This window comes from Ureibacillus chungkukjangi (genome assembly GCF_003217295.1).
GTDB lineage: Bacteria > Bacillota > Bacilli > Bacillales_A > Planococcaceae > Ureibacillus > Ureibacillus chungkukjangi.
The window spans coordinates 46499-64592 of record NZ_QJTJ01000001.1 but is presented as its reverse complement, the minus strand read 5'-3'; the positions used below and the strand labels follow the sequence as shown (position 1 = coordinate 64592).

At 36.6% G+C, this 18094-nt stretch carries 11 protein-coding genes, 1 other RNA gene and 1 other annotated feature; of the genes, 10 read left to right on the top strand and 2 right to left on the bottom strand.

The genetic code is table 11. From position 1 onward, the window contains the following. Positions 1-164: 164 nt before the first annotated feature. From secDF to dtd, 6 genes are all read left to right on the top strand, one after another. The gene (gene secDF / locus BJ095_RS00315; RefSeq protein ID WP_107934591.1) at positions 165-2432 is read left to right on the top strand and encodes a protein translocase subunit SecDF; all 2268 of its coding nucleotides are present in this window, start codon (positions 165-167) and stop codon (positions 2430-2432) included. A 211-nt stretch (positions 2433-2643) separates the two neighbouring features. Beyond that, positions 2644-4977: a single-stranded-DNA-specific exonuclease RecJ gene (gene recJ / locus BJ095_RS00310; RefSeq protein WP_107934590.1), complete on the top strand. Its 2334-nt coding sequence runs from the start codon at positions 2644-2646 to the stop codon at positions 4975-4977. Between the two features lie 16 nt (positions 4978-4993). Further along, positions 4994-5506: an adenine phosphoribosyltransferase gene (locus tag BJ095_RS00305; RefSeq protein ID WP_107934589.1), complete on the top strand. Its 513-nt coding sequence runs from the start codon at positions 4994-4996 to the stop codon at positions 5504-5506. Between the two features lie 205 nt (positions 5507-5711). Next, positions 5712-6995 carry a glycosyltransferase family 2 protein gene (locus BJ095_RS00300; protein WP_202973773.1) on the top strand — a complete coding sequence of 428 codons (1284 nt, stop codon included), beginning with the start codon at positions 5712-5714 and terminating at the stop codon, positions 6993-6995. 205 nt (positions 6996-7200) lie between these two features. After that, complete coding sequence (locus tag BJ095_RS00295) at positions 7201-9399, top strand: RelA/SpoT family protein (RefSeq protein WP_107934588.1); 2199 nt, start codon at positions 7201-7203, stop codon at positions 9397-9399. Positions 9400-9417: 18 nt separating this feature from the next. Then, positions 9418-9870: a D-aminoacyl-tRNA deacylase gene (dtd, locus tag BJ095_RS00290; RefSeq protein WP_107934587.1), complete on the top strand. Its 453-nt coding sequence runs from the start codon at positions 9418-9420 to the stop codon at positions 9868-9870. A gap of 52 nt (positions 9871-9922) precedes the next feature. On the opposite strand, the gene BJ095_RS00285 is transcribed toward dtd, so the two are convergent. Then, positions 9923-11599 (bottom strand): SH3 domain-containing protein, encoded by a 1677-nt coding sequence (locus BJ095_RS00285; protein ID WP_107934586.1) that lies wholly within the window; start codon positions 11597-11599, stop codon positions 9923-9925. 157 nt (positions 11600-11756) lie between these two features. After that, positions 11757-11997 (top strand) — a binding site (T-box leader). A gap of 80 nt (positions 11998-12077) precedes the next feature. Here BJ095_RS00285 and hisS point away from each other — a divergent pair. The 4 genes from hisS (at position 12078) to BJ095_RS00265 (ending at position 16553) form a co-directional block, all read left to right on the top strand. Continuing rightward, positions 12078-13346, top strand: coding sequence for a histidine--tRNA ligase (hisS, locus tag BJ095_RS00280; protein WP_107934585.1), 1269 nt, complete (start codon positions 12078-12080; stop codon positions 13344-13346). Between the two features lie 28 nt (positions 13347-13374). After that, on the top strand, positions 13375-15147 hold the full coding sequence (gene aspS / locus BJ095_RS00275; RefSeq protein WP_107934584.1) for an aspartate--tRNA ligase: 1773 nt from the start codon (positions 13375-13377) through the stop codon (positions 15145-15147). Positions 15148-15454: 307 nt separating this feature from the next. Next, a non-coding RNA gene (ssrS, locus tag BJ095_RS00270) (6S RNA) lies at positions 15455-15650 on the top strand. A 141-nt stretch (positions 15651-15791) separates the two neighbouring features. Beyond that, positions 15792-16553, top strand: coding sequence for a tRNA threonylcarbamoyladenosine dehydratase (locus tag BJ095_RS00265; RefSeq protein WP_107934583.1), 762 nt, complete (start codon positions 15792-15794; stop codon positions 16551-16553). Between the two features lie 42 nt (positions 16554-16595). Here BJ095_RS00265 and BJ095_RS00260 read toward each other — a convergent pair whose 3' ends face one another. Continuing rightward, positions 16596-18056, bottom strand: a complete 1461-nt coding sequence (locus tag BJ095_RS00260) for a methyl-accepting chemotaxis protein (RefSeq protein WP_107934582.1) — start codon at positions 18054-18056, stop codon at positions 16596-16598. Positions 18057-18094 lie beyond the last annotated feature (38 nt).

The following is an 18094-nucleotide window of genomic DNA, read 5'->3' as shown; positions in this document are numbered from 1 at the left end:
AGCGATAGTAATTGCTAGTTGTTAAAGTCTAATATGATATCTATTTTCTATAGCTATTCTATTAGAACACGCAACATTCTATTTACTGCCTAAATGCAGTGAAATAGTGTTTTTCTAATGTGTATACATCAAGCTGTATACACTAATTTGAGGAGGATTTACATATGAAGCTTAAAAGCCGTATTTTTACTTTTGTACTAATAGCAGTTGTACTATTTGCTGCAATGGGTGCAACAGTACAAGGAGTTTTGAAGGATGTAAAACTCGGGCTTGATTTACAAGGTGGGTTTGAGGTTTTATACAAGGTAGAAACACTGCACGATGATCAGGAAATTACAAAGGCTATAATGACTGATACAACGACTGCACTTTCTAATCGTATAAACCAATTCGGTGTAAGTGAACCGAGTATACAAGTTGAAGGTGAAGATCGAATTCGTGTACAGCTTGCAGGAATCGATGATCAATCTTCAGCACGTGAATTGTTATCAAGTACGGCGAACTTAACATTCCGAGATGTCAATGACAATATTTTGTTAGATGGGACGGATTTAAAAGAAGGTGGAGCAGCTGCTACATTTGACCAACAAAACAGTCCAATCGTAACACTTACATTAAAAGATGCTGCTAAATTTGCGGAAGTAACAAAACAAGTTTCTCAAATGGGAATTGGTCAAAATCTATTGGTAGTATGGCTAGATTTTGAAGAGGGCGTTGATTCGTATGCTGCTGAAGCCCAAAAGGAAGATCCGAAATTTGTTTCTGCAGCAGCTGTTGATCAGGTTTTAAATACAACTGACGTAATGATTAGCGGTAATTTTACTGTTCAGGAGACAAAAGATTTTGCCAGTGTTTTAAACGCAGGGGCATTACCAGTTAAGTTAACTGAAATTTATTCAACCTCAGTTGGTGCTCAATTCGGGGAACAAGCATTAAATAGCACAGTATTTGCGAGTGTAATAGGGGTACTAGTCATTTTCATTTTCATGCTATTCTACTACCGCTTACCAGGTTTTGTATCAATAATTACATTATCGGTATTTACTTACTTAGTATTAGTTGTATTTAATGCAATCAATGCTGTATTGACATTACCAGGTATTGCTGCACTTGTTCTTGGTATCGGGATGGCAGTTGATGCTAACATTCTAACTGCTGAGCGTATTCGAGAAGAACTACGTGTAGGCAAGAGTGTCAAAGAGGCATATCAGCATGGCTCAAAACAATCGTTATCAGCAATTATTGATGCACAGGTAACAACTTTACTTGCAGCAGCAGTACTATTCTTCTTTGGTACAAGCTCGGTAAAAGGGTTTGCTACTACTTTAATGATTTCTATCGTGCTAAGCTTTATTACAGCTGTATGGTTATCACGAATCTTAATAGGCTTACTTATTAATAGCGGCTATTTTAATAGTCCAGCCCTATACGGCGTTCGTAAATCCAAAATTCATGATGCATCTGAAGGTTTAGCAACATTAGATTTAACGACGAATTTCGATCGCTTAGACTTTGTAAGAAATCGTAAAAAATATTATAGCTTCTCAATCGGTATTCTAATAGTTGGAGCCATACTTATTGGTATCTTCAAGCTAAATCTGGGTATTGATTTCTCTAGCGGTACTCGAGTAGAAATACTTGCAGATCAACAGTTAACACAAGAGGAAGTAACAGAATATGTTGAGGAAATCGGCTTCCCGGCAGAAAAAATAGTTATTTCAGGTGAAGAGCAAAATACGGCTGTTATTACGTATAATGAAGATTTAACACAACAAGAAATATTAGACTATAAGTCCACAGTGCTTGAAGACTATGGTCATGAACCTAGCGTAAGTACAGTTTCACCAACTGTTGGACAAGAGCTAGTGAAAAATGCGATGTATGCCTTAGCTATTGCAGCATTGGGCATTATTATCTACGTGGCATTCAGATTTGAATGGCGTATGGGTATTGGCGCCATTGCTTCATTAGTACATGACGTATTCTTTATGGTTGCAATATTCAGTGTGCTGCGTTTAGAGATAGACATTACATTCATCGCAGCGATTTTAACAATCGTTGGTTACTCTATTAACGATACAATCGTTACGTTTGACCGTATCCGTGAAAATGTGGATCGAAAAGGTAAAATTACAACAAAAGAAGAGCTGGCTGAGATTGTCAATAAATCTCTTCGCCAAACAATGGGACGTTCTGTAAATACAGTGCTAACAGTAATCATCGTAGTAGTTGCACTATTACTATTTGGTGCACCAGCAATTCAAAATTTCTCTATCGCCTTACTTATTGGTTTAATAACAGGTATGTATTCATCAATTTGTATCGCAGCACAAATTTGGTACTCTTTAAAAGCCCGTGAAATGGACAAAAAAGGTACTGCTGTTGAAAGAAAAGAAAAGAAACAATGGGGTTCAGATGAGCCAGTTGTTTAATAAACATTTAATTTAGAACATTAAAGACAAAGTACTTTTTAACTTCTGCACTTTGTCTTTTTTTATATGAAATATTATTGCTTTGTAAATATGGGCACAAGATTTATCTATTAACTTCTCCTAACAGTAAAAATTACTCAATTAATCTATTTTTATAGATTAGAAGTTCACATGGATTTTCGGTATAATGAGAACTTGAGGAAGTGAGTAAATGATACAATCAACTAAAAAATGGGTTGTCGAGCAACCGAACGAAGATTTAATCAAACAACTACAAAAAGAATTAAATATATCATCGCTAGCAGCGAAAATCTTAGCAGCAAGAGGCTACACAACTGTTGAAAAAGCTCAAAAAATCATCAATATGGATAGTTCAAATCTTCATGACCCATATCTATTAAACGGTATGAAAGAAGCTGTAGAACGTATTGAAGAAGCTTTGAACAATGGCGAGAAAATACTTGTTTACGGGGACTATGATGCCGACGGAATTACTAGTACCACAGTGATGATGAATGTATTACTGGATCTAGGAGCCGATGTAGAATTTTGTATTCCTAATCGTTTTTCACATGGCTATGGACCAAATGAAGAGTTATTTAGAAAAGCATACAATGATGGTGTCCAATTAATTATTACAGTTGATAATGGAATTAGTGGAATTGAACCTGTCCGAGTGGCTAAAGAGCTTGGAATGGACGTTATCATTACCGATCACCATGAAGCGGGGGAAGTATTGCCACCAGCTGATGTAATCATCCATCCTAGAGTACCTGAAGGACACTATCCTTTCGGAGAACTAGCCGGGGTAGGGGTTGCCTTTAAATTAGCCCATGCACTATACGGAGAAGTCCCAGATCATTTGTACGAGTTTGCAGCTATTGGGACTGTGGCGGACTTAGTACCACTTGAAGGGGAAAATCGATATATTGTACAGCAGGGAATAAAGCAATTAAAAACAACTAATAACCCTTGGGTACGTGCTTTGTGTGAGGTAACGAGCGTAAAACAGCAAGAGATTGATGAAGATGCAATTGGCTTCTATTTTGCACCACGACTAAATGCTATTGGTAGATTAGGAGATGCAGATCCTGGTGTTGCCTTTTTAATGAGTGATAATGATTTAGACGCTACAACAGGAGCAAAACTATTAAATCAAAAAAATGTTGAACGAAAAGAAATTGTAAATACTATTACTGAACAAGCTATAGAAATGATTGAAAATGATTCTACAATTTCAAATTCCCTTGTTTTAGTCATCGCTAAAGAAGGCTGGAATCCGGGTGTTATCGGGATTGTTGCTTCGCGCTTAGTGGAAAAGTATTATCGACCTACAATAGTACTATCACTGGACCCGGAAAAAGGAACGGCAAAGGGGTCTGGTCGTAGTATCGAAGGCTTCCACTTATACCGAGAGCTTTCGAAAAACCGAGAAATACTCACCTCTTTTGGGGGGCATCCAATGGCAGCTGGTATGACCTTTGCATTGGAGAATGTCGATGAAATACGCAGCTGTCTTCATCAGCAAGCATTGGAATGTCTAACAGATGAGATGCTTACACCAAAGCTTTCTATAGATGTACCAGTAGATATAAGTGAAGTCACTGTGGATGCAATTGAGGAAATAAAAAAGCTTGGTCCATTTGGAACTGGTTTTGCAAAGCCTGTTTACGCCTTACAGGATGTGCAGGTACGTTCTATGCGAAAAATTGGAGCCGGTGAAAACCATTTAAAGCTAGAGCTAGAAGATGCACATGGCTTTATCGATGCAATCGGTTTTAGTAAAGGACACTTGTATGACGAAATTACCTATGGAGTGAACCTCTCGTTTGTTGGAGATTTGCAAATTAATGAATGGCAAGGAAAGAAAAAGCCTCAATTAATGATTACAGATGTTCAAACAAATGAGTGGCAGCTATATGATTACAGAGGGAAAAATCAAGCTCAAAAATGGAGTAACAATCTGCCTCAGAAGGATTGCGACTTGATTGCCTTCCAACAATCAACTTTACAGGCATTTGAGGAGCAATTTACAAATCCAATCCATCTAGTAACGAATGAAGAAGATATGAAAAATCTTTCTTCTAATATTGTGCTATTAGATTTGCCTAAAAGTGCACAAACTTTAGAGAAATTGATTGAACAAGCTAAGCCGCAACGAATATATGCAGTCTTTTATACACCAGAGTCTAAATATTTCAATGGTATGCCGACTAGGGAGCATTTTAGTTGGTATTACGGCTTTTTGAAAAAACGTCCTAATTTTAACCTGCAGATGCATATCGAAAAATTGGCTAAGCATATCGGTTTAAATGTTGAAATAATAAAATTTATGACAAACGTGTTTTTTGAGCTAGGTTTTGTTACAATAGAAAATGGTCTGACAACAGTAAATAGTAATGTGCCAAAACGATCTCTAACTGAAGCTAGAGTTTATAAACAAAGAGTGGAACAGATTGAATTGGAACAACAACTTTTGTATGCACCATATATAGAACTAAAACAATGGTTTAATGAACGAATGAGGGAATATAACTATTCCTAAGGAGGACAAATTAGTAATGGATTTAACACAATATGTAACAACTGTAGAAAACTGGCCAAAAGAAGGTATTAGCTTCAAGGATATCACAACAATTATGGATAATGGGCCAGCATTTAAATATGCTACAGACAAAATCGTGGAATTCGCAAAAGAAGTAGGGGCAGAGATTATCGTAGGTCCTGAAGCTCGCGGTTTCATCATTGGCTGCCCAGTAGCTTATGCACTTGAGATTGGTTTTGCACCTGTTCGTAAAGAGGGAAAATTACCTCGTGAGGTTGTACGTGTAGAATACGGTCTAGAATATGGACAAGACGTGTTAACAATGCATATGGATGCTATCAAGCCAGGACAAAAAGTTTTAATCGTGGATGACTTATTAGCAACTGGTGGTACAGTTGACGCTACAATCCAGTTAATTGAAAAATTAGGCGGAGAAGTAGCGGGTTGTGCATTTATCATTGAATTAAATGAATTAAATGGTCGCGAAAAAATTGGGAATTATCCAGTAAAAACTTTAATCCAATACTAATTCTAAGTAAGAGCTGTTTAAAAGTGTAAAAACTTTTAAGCAGCTTTTTTATTTTGGATTTCGACTTTTGCCTGGGATTTTAATTACAATTATTTTACGCTAGATTAATATTGGCTTTATCTAATATTAGTAAAAGTGGTATATAATAACAATTTGAATGGGAATAATATTAGAAGTATAAAATTGATGTCATGGAGGTTGCACCTTGGATTCTTTTGTATCATCGTTTCTGCAGCATTTTAATATGGTCACATTTCTAGTTTTTTTATTGCTTTACTCATATCAGTTTATCTATATGCTTGTGGCTTTTAAGAGTAAAAGAGATAAAAAATACTTGCCAAAAGATGCACGGTTAAACAAATATGCAGTAATCATTGCAGCAAGAAATGAAGAGCTTGTAATAGGAGAATTGATCAAAAGTATTCGAAAACAAAATTATCCTCAAGAATATGTTGATATTTTTGTTATTGCTGATAATTGTACAGATAAAACGGCTGATGTAGCAAAACGAGTAGGCGCAATCGTACGAGAACGATTTAATAACCATAAAATTGGCAAAGGCTATGCACTTGATTTTATGTTCAAGATTATAAATAACGAATTTTCTTCAAAAAAATATGATGGGTATTTTATTTTTGATGCAGATAATTTACTAGATGAAAACTATATTCTTAATATGAATCAAACCTTCAATCAAGGCTATCAGGTTGTAACAAGCTATCGGAATTCTAAAAACTTCGATCAAAATTGGATTACTGCTGGCTATGCTCTTTGGTTTTTACATGAAGCAGAATATTTGAACCTGCCGAGGATGAAGTTAAATGCTAGCTGTGCAGTTTCTGGAACTGGATTTTTAGTACATTCCGACATAATAAAAAAGAATGGTGGGTGGATTCATCATCTACTAACAGAGGATATAGAATTTTCTATTTTTCAAATTCTGAATGGAGTTAAAATAGGGTATTGTTCAGAGGCAGTTTTTTATGATGAACAACCAGTAACATTTAAACACTCCTGGCACCAAAGATTACGTTGGGCAAAAGGATTTTATCAAGTTTTATCGAATTATGGTAAAGATTTAATGCGATGTATTTTTAATCGAAAGCATAACAGTTTTTCGTGCTTTGATATGACGATGACAATAATGCCAGCTATGATACTTACTAATTTCTCAATATTAGTTAATGGATTGTTTTATATAGCAGTCTTGATAGGTATTTTTGAGAAAGAAAGTATTGGTGATACTACTCTCCTCATGCTGCAATCTATAGGGATGTATTATAGTATTATGCTATTTATGGCTTTAATGACTACCATTACTGAATGGAATAGAATTCATTGTGCGGGGTGGAAGAAAATTGTCTATTCCTTTACATTCCCTTTCTTCATGATGACCTATATTCCAATTTCAATTGTAGCCTTATTTAAGGAAGTTGAATGGAAACAAATTCCTCATACTGTTGTTAAGTCTATCGATGAGGTTCAATAAGAAAAAAGAGTTGTCTCAAAATCCATGAGACAGCTTCTTTTTCGTACATGAATATTAAGTTTTTACCAGTTTTTCTACAAAAAAAAATAAAAATAGCCATATTTTATAAAGTAATTGCCGACGTGCCTTTACAGCATGTACAAATATTTTATACAATTGTAACTATATATCCTAATCGAAAAATTTTTAGCAAGGTGGACAACAAATGGCGAAAGAGCAAATATTGACGCCCGAAGACGTATTCGCGCTAGTCAAAGCATATATGAATGATGAACATGTTGCCTTTGTAAAGAAAGCTTACGAAGTAGCAAATGAAGCACATAAAGAACAATTACGTAGTTCAGGGGAACCCTATATCATACATCCTATACAAGTTGCTGGGATATTAGCGGAACTTCAAATGGATCCAGATACCGTTGCTGCTGGTTTTCTTCATGATGTCGTAGAAGATACAACAGTCACTCGAGAAGATTTAGTGAATGAATTTAGTGAAGAAGTTGCAATGCTAGTGGACGGGGTAACAAAGCTTGAGAAAATTAAATATCTTTCTAAAAAAGAACAACAAGCCGAAACCCATCGAAAAATGTTTGTTGCCATGGCACAGGATATCCGTGTTATTTTAATCAAACTTGCTGACCGTCTCCATAATATGCGTACGCTTAAGCATCTTTCTGCAGAGAAGCAAAGACGTATTTCAAATGAAACCTTAGAAATTTTCGCACCACTTGCTCATCGCCTTGGAATTTCAAAAGTAAAATGGGAGTTAGAAGATACTGCCTTAAGATATTTAAATCCTCAACAATATTACCGCATTGTTAGTTTAATGAAAAGAAAACGTGTCGAACGCGAAGCCTATTTAGATAATGTTATGCGTGAAGTAAAGTCACAATTAGGAGATGTCGAGATTGAAGCAGATATCTCAGGTCGTCCTAAGCACATCTATAGCATCTATCGAAAAATGGTTTTACAAAATAAACAATTCAACGAAATCTATGATCTATTAGCTGTACGTGTGCTAGTAGGCAGCATTAAAGACTGTTACGCTGTACTTGGAATTGTACATACTCTATGGAAGCCAATGCCTGGTCGCTTTAAGGATTATATAGCAATGCCAAAACAAAACCTATATCAATCACTTCACACTACAGTCATTGGACCATTTGGGGATCCTTTGGAGGTACAAATTAGAACGCGTGATATGCATCAGATTGCTGAGTACGGAATTGCAGCACACTGGGCATACAAGGAAGGTAAATCGATTCACGGTGAAAAAGAAACGATCGATCAAAAACTAACTTGGTTCCGTGAAATTTTAGAGTTCCAAAATGAGTCTTCGAATGCAGAGGAATTTATGGAATCCTTAAAATTCGATTTATTTTCTGATATGGTTTACGTGTTTACACCAAAAGGGGAAGTTATTGAATTACCATCAGGCTCAGTACCAATTGACTTTGCATATCGTGTCCATTCAGAAGTAGGGAATCGAACAATTGGTGCAAAAGTGAATGGGAAAATGGTTCCGTTAGATACACCTTTAAAAACAGGGGATATCATCGAGATTTTAACGTCGAAGCAATCCTTTGGGCCAAGTCGAGATTGGTTGAAATTAGCACAAAGCTCTCAAGCAAAAAACAAAATCAAACAATTCTTCAAGAAGCATTTACGTGAAGATAATATCCTAAAAGGTAAGGATTTAATCGAAAAAGAAATTAAGTCTCAGGATTTCGATGCAAAAGAAGTCCTTTCCTCAGAAAATATTAAACGAGTTCTCGATAAGCTTAACTATACAAATGAAGAAGACTTATACGCGGCAGTTGGCGTAGGTGGTATAACCGCTCAACAAATTGTTAACCGCTTGGCAGAGAAGAAACGAAAAGAACGTGAAAAGGAAGAAGCCTTAGAGAAGATTGTTAAGGAAATGCAAAACAATCAAGCGAAAAAACGTCGTACGGAATCAGGCGTAATCGTAAAAGGCATTGATAATCTACTTATCCGTTTATCACGCTGCTGTACACCAGTTCCTGGAGATGAAATTGTTGGGTTTATAACAAAAGGACGCGGAGTATCTGTGCATCGCGCGGATTGTCCAAACATTCAAGAAGGTGAAAATACCGATCGCTTAATCGAAGTAGAGTGGGAGCATGGTGAAACACCGATTCGAAAAGAGTATCCAGTTGATATTGAAATTTCTGCGTTTGATCGTCCAGGAATATTAAATGATGTTATGCACGCTGTAAGTGAGGCTAAAACAAATATTTTAGCAGTAACAGGACGTGCAGATCACGATAAAATTGCTACAATTCATTTAACGATTTCGATTTCAAATATATCCGGTTTACACAAAGTGGTAGAAAGAATAAAGCAGCTGCCAGATATATATTCGGTACAACGCGTAATAAATTAAGAAGCACGAGGTAAATTTATGCGAGTAGTTATACAAAGAAGTAAGCAAGCATCTGTAACTGTTGATGGACAAGTAACAGGTGCAATTGATTCAGGCTATGTCTTATTAGTTGGACTAACTCATGAAGACACACTTGAAGATGTACGATATGTTGCAAAAAAAGTTGCAGAGCTTAGACTGTGGGAAGACGAAGAAGGAAAGATGAACCGTTCTATCGTAGAGCATGGTGGAGAAATCCTTTCTGTATCGCAATTCACTTTATATGCCGATACAAGAAAAGGAAGAAGACCAAGTTTTATTGAAGCTGCAAGACCTGAAAAGGCTCTTCCATTATGGGAAGCGTTTAATGAGGAGTTAAAATCTACTTATGGTCTAAAGGTAGAGACAGGTGTTTTTGGAGCAATGATGGACGTCTCTTTAGTTAATGATGGCCCGGTGACGATAATAGTAGAATCAAAAGCAAAAGAGTAAATAAAAAAGGGCTTTCTAAACAAACTTGATGTTTAGGGAGCCTCTTTTTGTATTAGTTCAATTGTGCATCAAAGTAATTTAAAATTCCTTGATAGATACCTAGTGTTGCTTGCTCACGATAAAAATCAGTTGTGACTACACTTTCCTCACTAGGATTGCTTAAATAACCTAACTCGATCAGGATGGCTGCTTGTTTGTTTTCGCGAGTTACTAAATAATTTCCTGGTTGGACACCACGATCTCGTATCGTTACTTTTTTAGAAAGACCGTTATGAACGTATTCGGCTAGCTCACGTTGGTAGCTATTTGTGTAATATGTTGTAAATCCGGATATGGAGCTATCATCCGTTGCATCATAATGGATACTTATAAATGCATCAGCTGCATATTGATGGGAGATAGATACCCTTTTTCGAAGGTCAACATATTCATCTGACTCTCGTGTCAAAATAACTTCAGCACCAGCTGAGCGTAATTTAGATTTCAACAGCTCAACTGTTTTCAAGTTAATATCCTTTTCATTAGTACCGCGAACACCAGTTGTTCCTTTGTCATTGCCCCCATGACCGGGGTCGATAACAAGAGTTACGCCTTTTAAAGTTCCTTTCTTACGGTCTTCGGTCTTCGGTTGTTCTTGTTCATCATCCAAAATAGATTGAATGTCAAAATCTACAGAAACAACCCAGTTTGCCACATAAGCAATCGTGTTTTTATCAACCTCTACCTTGTACCATTCACCTTCAGTTGCAAGTACTTTATATTTTTCACCTGCATTAACATGAACAACACCATTTGAAGAAGTTGATGGCTCTTCTCGAAGATTTGTCCCATTATAAATGATAGTTACATAGGGGCTAGTAGTTTCATCTGTTTCTTTTGCTTCTTTTGGAGCAGCAGTTGCTGTGATTTTTTCATTTACATGAAATGTTCCGTAAAAGCTATAAACCCAACCTACTTTTTTACCATACTGGATTTTTACCCAATTATTTTCTCTTCCAAGAACCTCATATTGTTCACCTTTTTTAGCTGTACCAATTTTTTTGGAGGATAAATCGGCCTTTTTTCGAATATTCAAGGCATCTACAGCAATAGTAAATAGCTTCGGGTCAATTTTAACATTTGCTTTTTCCGTGTAGCTGCTAACTTCATTGTCGTCATCAGTAGCTGAATTACTTTTATTGCTCGAATCACTTTCTTCTTTTGTTTCATTCTTTTTAATCGTTACATAGTCTGTAGAAACCCATCCTATTTGTCCGTTAAATGAAATTTGAACCCAATTAGCTTCACTGTTTAGTACCCGTGCCTCGTCACCTGTGTTCAATTGACTTAAGACAGGGGATGATACAGATGGTTCTGCACGTAAATTTAAATGAGCTACTTGTGAAATAATAGAACTAGATTCAAGAGAGTTGTCATCTGATGAGGCAGTATCATTAGTCTTTGTAGCAGATGTAAGCCAGGAAGCTACCCAGCCCTCCATATCCTTTGCTTTTACATGATACCAATCATCTTGCTTTTCAATAAATGTAAGGCCTTGTCCCTTTTTTAAGGTTGTTAGAACTGGATAAGATAACCCTGGTCCTTCTCTTAAATAAAGTATATCCGCAGATACGACTAAATCTGACTCCTCGCTAGATGCAAAAGCGGTATTTGTTACATATGTATAGGGAGACAGTAACGAACAAAGTAATATAAGACTGATTAAATATTTCAATGGTTTATGATGCATCCTATATCTCCTTTCTTTGGAACTTTAGTAAAGGGAAGTAACCCGATATATACTCTTCCATTTTAAAGTGTAATATGCAATAAAATCTACACTTTTTTGAAAATAGTTGACAAATCTGCCATAGCACAATTAAGATAGGATATATTATATAAAGCAATGAATGCCATTGACCAAGAAAGTAGAAATTACCTCTGTAGACAAGAGAGGGAAAGACTTAGGCTGAAATCTTTCCTACTACAAGTAGTAACGAACAACACTTGAGAGGCTCTTTTTCGAAAAACAATACTGTTTAGTAGGGAAAGACGGAAAACGGCCGTTATCCGTTTACGAGAGGATGTACTTTTTGTACATCAACTAGGGTGGAACCGCGGAAGTAACTACAAGCTTTCGTCCCTTGCTATATGCAAGGGGCGAAGGCTTTTTTATTTTCCCTAAAAAAATACCACGAAGTAATAGATGAAAGAGAGGAGTTTTTTTTATGTCTTTTAAAGTACCAAGAGGAACACAAGATATACTGCCTGAACAAACACCTAAATGGCAAAAAGTTGAGTCAATCCTAAGAGAACTAACTCATGTTTATCGTTATAAAGAAATCCGTACACCAATTTTTGAACAAACAGAACTTTTCCAACGCGGTGTTGGCGATACAACTGATATCGTTCAAAAAGAAATGTATACGTTTGAGGATCGTGGAGGACGTTCGTTAACGCTTCGTCCTGAGGGAACTGCATCAAGTGTTCGCGCCTATGTAGAACATAAAATGTTCGGATATCCAGATCAACCTGTAAAGCTTTCATATATGGGGCCGATGTTCCGTTATGAGCGTCAGCAAGCAGGGCGTTATCGCCAATTTGTACAATTCGGTGTAGAAGCCATTGGTAGTAGCGACCCAGCAATCGATGCTGAAGTAATCTCACTTGCAATGGACATTTACCAAACAGTTGGTTTAAAAGATTTAAAATTGGTCATAAATTCTCTTGGAGACAAAGAAACGAGAGAGGCACACAGAACAGCCTTAATTCAACATTTTGAACCGAGTATTGGGGAATTCTGTATGGATTGCCAAAATCGTTTAGCAAAAAACCCTTTACGGATTTTAGATTGTAAAAAGGATCATGATCACCCACTAATGCAGTCAGCTCCAGCCCTAACTGACTACCTAACAGAAGCATCGGCAAAATATTTTGACCAAGTGAAGCAATATCTAGATGTATTAGGGATTACGTATGTAGTGGATCCAAACTTAGTTCGTGGTCTTGACTACTATAATCATACTGCATTTGAAATTATGAGTACTTCTGATGGTTTTGGTGCTATTACAACTCTTTGCGGTGGTGGTCGTTACAATGGATTAGTAGAAGATATTGGTGGACCAGATATGCCGGGTATCGGATTTGCAATGTCGATTGAACGTCTACTTTTAGCACTTGAAGCTGAAGGCGTAGAGCTAGATGTGGAAGATAGCCTAGATATCTATCTAGTAGCAATGGGCGACGAAGCAAAATTGAAGTCTGCTGAACTAATGAGCTCTTTCCGTGCAAAAGGAATTTCTGCTGATATGGACTATATCGATCGGAAAATGAAAGCACAAATGAAGTCAGCGGACAGACTGAGTGCCAAATTTGTCCTTGTAATGGGTGAATCAGAGCTTGAAGAAATGGCTGTTAACGTAAAAGAGATGGCTACAGGAAATCAAGAGAAGGTTCCATTCGCTGAACTTGTTACTTACTTATTAGAACATAAATAATGATTTGTTAAAAAATGGAGGAAAGAAAATGGCTCATAGAACACATGCATGTGCACAAATTACCGAACAACAGCAAGGTGAGAAAGTAGTATTAAAAGGATGGGTACAAAAACGTCGTGACTTAGGTGGGTTAATCTTTGTAGATGTCCGTGACCGTAGTGGAGTCGTACAGGTAGTATTTGGCGACGAAGCAAAGGACGCACTAGCTGTTGCTGAAAAAATTCGTAACGAATATGTCGTTGAAATTGAGGGGACAGTTGTACTTCGCGACGAAAGTCAAATCAACCCGAACATTAAATCAGGTAAAATTGAAGTAATTGCTTCTTCTATTATCATTATAAACGAAGCAAAAACTCCTCCATTTGCAATTGATGATAAAGTAGAAGTTTCTGAAGACTTACGTTTAAAATATCGCTATTTAGATCTAAGACGTCCAGCAATGTTTAACACATTTAAATTACGTTCAGATATTACACGCTCGATTCGTAATTTCTTACAAAATGAAGGCTTCCTAGAAGTAGAAACACCAATTTTAACAAAATCAACTCCAGAGGGTGCGCGAGACTATTTAGTGCCATCCCGTGTACATGAAGGTGAATTCTATGCATTACCACAATCACCACAGTTATTTAAACAATTATTGATGGTGTCAGGCTTTGAGAAGTACTTCCAAATCGCACGCTGCTTCCGTGACGAGGATTTGCGCGCAGACCGTCAGCCAGAATTTACACAAGTAGATATTGAAACTTCATTCATGTCAATGGATGAGATTATCGGCATGAACGAGCGTTTAATCCAAACGGTTATGAAAGAAGCAAAAGGTGTGGACGTACAACTGCCATTCCAACGTATGTCATATAAAGAAGCGATGGAACGCTATGGCTCAGATAAACCAGACGTTCGCTTTGGCTTAGAGCTAGTTCAGCTTTCAGAAATCGTTCGTGATTCTTCGTTTAAAGTATTTGCTCAAGCTGTAGAATCGGGTGGCGAAGTAAAAGCGATCAATGTAAAAGGCAATGCAGACAAATATTCTCGTAAGGATATCGATGCTTTAACAGAGTTTGTTAAAATCTACGGTGCAAAAGGCTTAGCTTGGTTAAAAGTCACGGACGAAGGATTAAACGGACCTATCGCAAAATTCTTTGAAGGTGAAGTTGCAGAGAGCCTGATGTCAGCAACAAATGCAGAAAGCGGGGACCTTTTATTATTCGTAGCTGACGCATCACCTATTGTAGCAGCGAGCTTAGGAGCTTTACGTAACAAATTAGGTAAAGAGCTAGGCTTAATCGATGAGTCTGTTTATGCGTTCTTATGGGTTACAGACTGGCCATTACTTGAGTATGATGAAGAAGCAGGGCGTTACTCAGCTGCTCACCATCCATTTACTCGTCCGTTCGAGGAAGATATCGAAAAAATGGAAACAAATCCTGCTGATGTACGGGCACAAGCGTACGATATCGTATTAAATGGTTATGAACTAGGTGGAGGTTCATTACGTATTTACGAACGTGACCTTCAAGAAAAAATGTTTAAATTGCTAGGCTTTACACAAGAGGAAGCTCAGGAACAATTTGGTTTCCTATTAGAAGCATTTGAATATGGTGTTCCACCGCACGGAGGACTTGCATTCGGTTTAGATCGCTTAGTAATGCTATTAGCTGGTAGATCGAACTTGCGTGATACAATCGCATTCCCGAAAACTGCTACAGCAAGCTGTCTATTAACTTCTGCTCCAAGTGAAGTTTCAGATGCACAATTGCAAGAGCTTAGCTTAGCTGTAACTAAGAAAAAAGAAGACTAATTACATTAGAATAAAGTTAACGCAAATGGCTATGGAATATTCAGCTGTTTGCGTTATTTTTTGGTCAGATTGATTACCTATTAAAATTTACAATCTATACTCACGTGTAAATAATACATTGCTTGAAAAAACTTTTCTAATATATAAAAAATCCCTACTATGGATTTAGTATTCTGCCAATCAATATGATGATAAATAAGACAAATCTACTAATCGCGAATAAAATATAGTAATAAAGAAAGAAAATTAATATTTTCACTTTTTATTATTGAAAATTCAGATAATGAGTGTTATTATATTTTTAATACGAATCCTAAAGTGTTTGATAAGCTTTTTATACTGTTTTGACCGAACAACAAATCGTCGGGAATTCATATTTTGCTTTGACGAACAAGCCCTGCAAATGGACGAGGGAAGTTTAAAGAAGTGAAGAGAGTACCCACCTGTGAATAATGCGGGTTCAAAACGATGCTTTCCATGCTTGCGGCATATTTGGGATTCGTCATGCCAAAACTCTCCTACTAGTTAGGGGAGTTTTTATTTTCTTTAGAGATTCAGTTTTGGTTTAGGATTCAAATTTACAGTAAGGACTTTAGTATGTTATAATTCCGAGTAGTAAAATACAGATTGAGAGGCATACAATTATGTTACATCAGTTTTCAAGAAACGAACTAGCTATCGGAAAAGAAGGCCTTGAGAAGTTAAAAAATACGACTGTAGCCATTTTAGGAATTGGTGGAGTAGGATCTTTTGCTGCAGAAGCTTGCGCACGCAGTGGTGTTGGTCGAATTATTTTAGTAGACAAGGACAATGTTGATATTACAAATGTGAATCGTCAATTAGTTGCGTATCTTTCAACAGTTGGAAAGTCGAAATCAGCTGTTATGAAAGAACGAATTGCAGATATAAATCCTGAGTGTGAAGTCATTGATATGCATATGTTCTATACAGAAGAAACTTATGAAAATTTCTTTGCACAGAATATCGATTTTGTTATTGATGCATCTGATACCGTGATGTACAAAATCCATCTGATGAAGGAATGCTTAAAAAGAGGGATTCCGATCATTTCAAGTATGGGTGCCGCGAACAAAATGGATCCAACGAAGTTCCAAATTGCTGATATTTCAAAAACACATACAGATCCACTAGCAAAAGTAATTCGTACAAAGCTTCGTAAAGAGGGGATTACAAAAGGAGTTACTGTAGTATTTTCAGATGAATCACCAATTGTTGTTCGTCCAGATGTAGTGGAAGAGGTAGGGAATCCGAATGCTCAAATTCGAAAGGCCAAAATGCCTCCTTCGTCAAATGCATTTGTCCCTTCTGTTGCAGGTTTAATAGCAGCAAGCTGGGTAATCAATCAAATTTTAAAAGATGTGCAAATTACAAGAGTAAATCACTAATACAAAAGGAGGTGTCCAGTGAAATGGGGCACCTCCTTTTTGTTATTGACGGATATTTAATGTTTCTTGATACGTTTCTTCAACATGCTTTGAAACCTGCTGCTGTTCTTGATTCACACTAGTCAGGATAGAGCTTAATTGGTCAACAGCTGCAGTGGATTCTTCAATGATTGCAGCGAAATCTGTTGTACTTTCTTGAATCGCTTTACTATTCATTTCAATCATCTCAACGGCTTTAACAAAATGATTAAGATCAGTTTTTAGTGAGTTCATCGACTCGAATAATTCAGTAAAGGTTTGATTTGATCGTTCTGCAGTCTCGATTTGGTTTGTCATATGCTTTAAACCGTTTTCTAGCTTTGATAAAGCATCCTGATTATAAGCATTTACTTCAGAAAGATTCTGATCAATTTTGATGAGGGTTTCATCGGTAGTACCAGCTAATTTACGAATCTCTTCTGCTACTACTGCAAACCCTTTTCCATGCTCACCAGCTCGTGCAGCCTCTATAGAAGCATTAAGAGCAAGTAAATTTGTTTGGTTTGTAATACCTTGAATTGCTAACGCAAATTGATTTGTTTCATTAATCTTTTTCGAAAGAATATGGAATGTGTCATTTAATTGAGTAAAGAAGGTTTTGAATGAATCTATTTCTGATGAAAGTTCATTCATTGCGTCCGCACCCGAAAAGGCACTTTTACTCGCCACTTCTGCATTATTTACAATGGTATTCAATTGCTCTTGAATTCGTGAAATTTCAGCTGTAGTAGCCTCGGTACTATGTACAATTTCAAAAACATGATCAGCTTGGCGTTGTGAGCCAGCACTTACTTCCTGGATAGATGTAATCATGTCATTTTGAGCAAGAGAAGCGTTCATCATACTGTTTGTAATCGTTTCTAATTTAGAAGTAATATTTTGCACAGCTAAGTCTAAGTGACCATTTAAGTTTTGCTCGTGTATGGCTTTTTCATTTGCTACGCTTATTAAGCCTTCAATGTTATGAACCATTTTTTTGTTTTGACGAACTTGAAGAAACACGCCTAAAGCCATTAATGTATGAACAACGAACACGTTCGCTGGATCAATTGCAAACCCTTGCGTATCTAAAACAAAATTTAAAATTAGGCAAATCAAAGAACCGATATAGCCAAGAATAAAGACTTTATAATGGTTGTGTATACTACCAATTATTAAAGTAAAGAAGCTTAATACAATTGTTGCTAAAGTTACTTTGTTAGATATGATCGTTCCATAAACAGTAAATACAACCGCAATAATTGTTAGATATGGAAATGCAGAGCGAAGTATTTCTATTTTTCTTTGGATTAGAAAATAGAAAAATACAATGATTACTGGAAGTAGGACAGATAAAGCAATGCCGATTGGTCGTCCAATTATAAATTGAGCAATTCCTCCAAGTAATCCGGCAATACCGTAAACTAACATTAAAATTGTATTTTTTTCAAATAGGTCTTCCTTTTTTAATTGTTCCAAATTCATGATGTAACCCCCTTTAGTACTATCTATTAACGATGAAA